Origin of the sequence: Pseudomonas defluvii, assembly GCF_001695625.1 — a bacterium.
GTDB lineage: Bacteria > Pseudomonadota > Gammaproteobacteria > Pseudomonadales > Pseudomonadaceae > Aquipseudomonas > Aquipseudomonas defluvii.
Map to the genome: position 1 here is coordinate 1 of NZ_MBPN01000195.1, position 4,533 is coordinate 4,533.

General features: G+C 56.7%; 4 protein-coding genes. All 4 read left to right on the plus strand.

Going from position 1 to position 4,533, the window contains the following annotated elements; translation table 11 throughout:
- Positions 1-117 precede the first annotated feature (117 nt).
- The 4 genes from EKA13_RS26025 (at position 118) to EKA13_RS26040 (ending at position 3,940) form a co-directional block, all read left to right on the plus strand.
- Entirely contained in the window at positions 118-714 is a 597-nt protein-coding gene (locus EKA13_RS26025) for a 50S ribosomal protein L25/general stress protein Ctc (protein WP_065761925.1), read from the plus strand.
- 78 nt (positions 715-792) lie between these two features.
- Positions 793-1,377 carry an aminoacyl-tRNA hydrolase gene (gene pth, locus EKA13_RS26030; protein ID WP_065761926.1) on the plus strand — a complete coding sequence of 195 codons (585 nt, stop codon included), beginning with the start codon at positions 793-795 and terminating at the stop codon, positions 1,375-1,377.
- 21 nt (positions 1,378-1,398) lie between these two features.
- Positions 1,399-2,499 carry a redox-regulated ATPase YchF gene (gene ychF / locus EKA13_RS26035; RefSeq protein ID WP_065761927.1) on the plus strand — a complete coding sequence of 367 codons (1,101 nt, stop codon included), beginning with the start codon at positions 1,399-1,401 and terminating at the stop codon, positions 2,497-2,499.
- A 187-nt stretch (positions 2,500-2,686) separates the two neighbouring features.
- Complete coding sequence (locus EKA13_RS26040) at positions 2,687-3,940, plus strand: tyrosine-type recombinase/integrase (protein ID WP_065761928.1); 1,254 nt, start codon at positions 2,687-2,689, stop codon at positions 3,938-3,940.
- Positions 3,941-4,533 lie beyond the last annotated feature (593 nt).

Sequence of the window (4,533 nt, forward strand, 5' to 3'; positions counted from 1 at the left end):
ACGTTGACGTAAAGCGCCCCGCCCCAACACTGGTTGTTGGGGCGGGGCTTTTTTGCCAACCCCGCTTTGGCGCTGGTCGCAAACGCCAAACCGGAGAGGCTATTTTGGAGATACAAAATGACTGATTTCATCCTGAACGCCGAAGCGCGTAACGACCTGGGGAAAGGTGCGAGCCGCCGCCTGCGTCGTCTCGCCAGCCAAGTTCCTGCTGTTGTATACGGTGGCGACGCTGCCCCTGTATCGGTCAGCATCCTGGCTAAAGAAATCGCCAAGCTGTTCGAAAACGAAGCTGCTTTCAGCCACGTTATCGAACTGAATGTCGACGGCGACAAGCAGAACGTTGTTGTTAAAGCTCTGCAACGTCACCCATCGAAAGGCATCATCCTGCACGCCGACTTCGTTCGCGTTGTTGCTGGCCAGAAACTGACTGCCAAGGTTCCAGTTCACTTCGTAAACGAAGAAGCTGCAATCAAGAAAGGCGGCGAGATCTCCCACGTAGTGGCTGAAATCGAAGTTTCTTGCGAAGCCAAAGACCTGCCTGAGTTCATCACCGTTGACCTGGCTAACGCCGAAGTCGGCACCATCGTTCACCTGTCGGACCTGAAAGCTCCGAAAGGCGTCGAGTTCGTCGCACTGGCTCACGGCAACGACCTGGCAGTAGCCAACGTTCACGCTCCGCGTGTTGCGCCTGAAGCTGAAGGCGCTGCCGAGTAATTTTACTCAGCACGCCGGTGTTGCCCGGGCCACGCAGCCGTAACGCGTGGCCCACAACTCCAAGGAAGAGCCCCTGACGTGACCGCCATTCAACTGATCGTCGGCCTGGGAAACCCCGGCCCCGAATACGAACAGACCCGGCATAACGCAGGGGCTCTTTTCGTAGAACGCATCGCCAGCGCCCAGCGCGTCAACCTGACCGCTGACCGCAAGTATTTCGGCCTGACAGCCAAGTTCAGCTATCAGGGCAAAGACGTTCGTCTGCTGATACCCACCACGTACATGAACCGCAGCGGCCAAGCCGTCGCGGCACTGGCCGGTTTTTTCCGTATACCGCCAGAAGCCATCCTGGTGGCCCACGACGAACTCGACCTGCCTCCCGGCGTCGCCAAGCTCAAGCTCGGTGGCGGCCACGGCGGGCACAACGGCCTGCGCGACATCATCGCGCAGCTCGGCAATCAGAATAACTTTCACCGTCTGCGGCTTGGCATCGGCCACCCGGGTGACAGCAGCAAGGTGTCCGGTTTTGTCCTGGGCAAGGCGCCACGCGCCGAGCAGGAAAAACTGGATGCCAGTATCGATTTTGCCCTCGGCGTGCTGCCGGACATCCTCGCCGGCGATTGGACGCGTGCGATGAGAGAGCTGCACAGCCAGAAGGCCTGACTCCACGAAGAGGGATTCACCATGGGATTCAATTGCGGCATCGTCGGCCTGCCCAACGTCGGCAAGTCCACCCTGTTCAACGCCTTGACCAAATCCGGTATCGCGGCAGAGAACTTCCCCTTCTGCACCATCGAGCCGAACAGCGGCATCGTACCGATGCCCGATGCACGCCTGGACGCCCTGGCTGCCATCGTCAAGCCTGAGCGGGTGCTGCCCACCACCATGGAATTCGTCGATATCGCAGGCCTTGTCGCCGGCGCCTCGAAAGGTGAAGGCCTGGGCAACAAGTTCCTCGCCAACATCCGCGAGACCGATGCCATCGCCCACGTGGTGCGCTGCTTCGAAGACGATAACGTGATTCACGTCTCCAACAGTGTCGACCCCAAGCGCGACATCGAAATCATCGACCTGGAACTGATCTTCGCCGACCTCGACAGCTGCGAGAAGCAACTGCAGAAAGTCGCGCGTAACGCCAAAGGTGGTGACAAGGACGCCCTGGCCCAGAAAGCCATTCTGGAAAAGCTCATCCCGCACTTCACCGAAGGCAAGCCTGCGCGCAGCCTGATGAAGCACATGGCGGATGACGAGAAAGCCCTGATCCGTGGCTTCCACCTGCTGACCAGCAAACCGGTCATGTACATCGCCAACGTGGCCGAAGACGGCTTCGAGAACAACCCGCACCTGGACGTGGTCAAGGCCATTGCCGAAGAAGAAGGCGCGATCGTGGTGCCGGTGTGCAACAAGATCGAAGCGGAAATCGCCGAACTGGACGACGGTGAAGAGAAGGACATGTTCCTCGAATCCCTCGGCCTGGAAGAGCCTGGCCTGAACCGCGTGATCCGCGCGGGCTACGCCCTGCTCAACCTGCAGACCTACTTCACCGCTGGCGTGAAGGAAGTTCGCGCCTGGACCGTTCGCGTTGGCGCCACCGGCCCACAGGCTGCCGGCGTGATCCACACCGACTTCGAGAAAGGCTTCATCCGTGCCGAAGTGATCTCCTACGATGACTTCATCAAGTACAACGGCGAAGCCGGCGCGAAAGAAGCCGGTAAATGGCGCCTGGAAGGCAAGGACTACATCGTCAAAGATGGCGATGTAATGCACTTCCGCTTTAACGTCTAAGTGGTAATTTAGATCCCTGTAGATCTCGATGGACATCAAAACCCTTGAAGATAGCCACTTCAAGGGTTTTTTATTGTCCATGAACGCCCATCAGGATCATTGAGATCCATACCTTTACCGGGTACGCTTCCGGGTATAACAAACCCATACCCGACCCAGAAACCGGGTACACGAGTAGGAAGCAGTCATGCCACTCACCGATACCCAGTGCCGTACAGCGAAGCCCAAGGACAAACCCTACAAACTCACGGATGGAAATGGCCTGTACCTAGAAGTAAAAACCAATGGCGTTAAGGCCTGGCGCTATCGGTTTGAGTTGAGCGATGGCAACACCAGGAAGGAAAGCGTTTTCGCTATTGGGGACTATGTGATTGTCACGAGGGGGGAAACGCCCGAGCAGGCACAGGAGCGGCGAAACGGACGTCGATTCACGTTATCAGAGGCTCGTGACGAACGCGTAAAAGCGCGTTCACTCGTCGTGCAAGGAATCAATCCTGCCCATCACCGGCAATTAGAACGGGTCAAGCGTGATCACGAGAGAACCATTACCTTTGAAGCGGTTGCCAACGAATGGCTAGCATTGAAGGATTGGGAGGAAATCACCAAGTCAAGGCGACTTAAGATGTTGGAGCGAGTCGTGTTTCCGAGAATCGGGGATATGCCCATCAAAGCCATCACATCCGCCCACATCCTTGAAGTGCTGAAGGGAGCCGCACAGGACAATGGGCCATCGGTCGCCGCTGAAGCCAAGAGAACCATGTCTGGCGTTTTCGAACTGGCAATCTCGACCTTACGCGCCAGCAGTGACCCCGTTCACCCAGTTCGCAGAGCGCTGCCCGCAAACAAAACCCAGCACAAACGACCGCTTTCTACAGAAGAAATTGGCCAGCTACTTCGAGACGTGGAAACTCACGGCGGACGCCATGAAACCCTCTGCGCCTTCCGCCTTATGTGGCTGACTCTGTGCCGCCCAAATGAAGCAGTAGAGGCTAAATGGTCGGAGTTTGACCTGGACAAGGCCATCTGGCGCATTCCAGCCGAGCGGATGAAAAAGCGGAAAGAACACACGAGCCCACTTCCCACCCAAGCAGTGGAAATGCTACAGGCCCTCCACGGAGTCACAGGCAAATACGACCATGTATTTCCGCATCGAGACGTGCGCACTCAGCCTATGGTGGCTGCCTCATTCCGTCAGATGCTCAACACACTGGGCTGGGGCGGCAAGTACAGCCCGCACGCCACACGTACAACAGGCAGTACCAGGCTCAATGAAATGGGCTTTTCAGCAGACTGGATCGAACGGCAGTTGGCACATACCGAACAGAACGCAGTCCGTCGCACCTACAACCACGCAGAATACTTGATTGATCGTGCCAAGATGATGCAACAGTGGGCCGACATGCTGGACGCATGGGTAATGGCGGAAAAGAACGTCAATTGACACCAGGTAGGAGCACCTCGCTCAGTACGTCTCCCCCAGCCCCAATCATGGCCAGGCCCTTAACGTTGCTCACAGGCAATTCACCGGATTCGATCTGGCCGATGATCCGGCACAGGGTTGCCACTGCATCCCGCCAGCCATCGCGCTAGAACTGGGAATCGTCATACCAGCACCACTCACAGGTACGAGAAGATCCCAGATCAGGCCCTCAATTATCAGCCAACCTGCTACAGCGCAGGTCGAGTGGTTGAAACGTGCCGATCACCTGGTTCAGTTTCGGCCAACGCCAAGAGGGCTTTCCCACTTCTTCGGGACATCATTTTCGACCCTCCCCTTCCTCAGAGCCGTCAGGACCAATATCCGGCTACTTCAGCAGCGATAGCTTAATCTAAAATTGGATCCAAAAATATTTCAAATCTATATCACCTCTATGAATGCCCCACAGTATCGACTGCCGTTGGGGATTTGGTGTGCCAGCTCTTAGCTCGGCACGCTCATCACTTGAGAGGACCTATATATGTATAGCCCTTGCCCAAGCTGCAACTCGGGACGCGTCGTCACGAAAAATATCGGTAAACAAACGGGTGGATTAA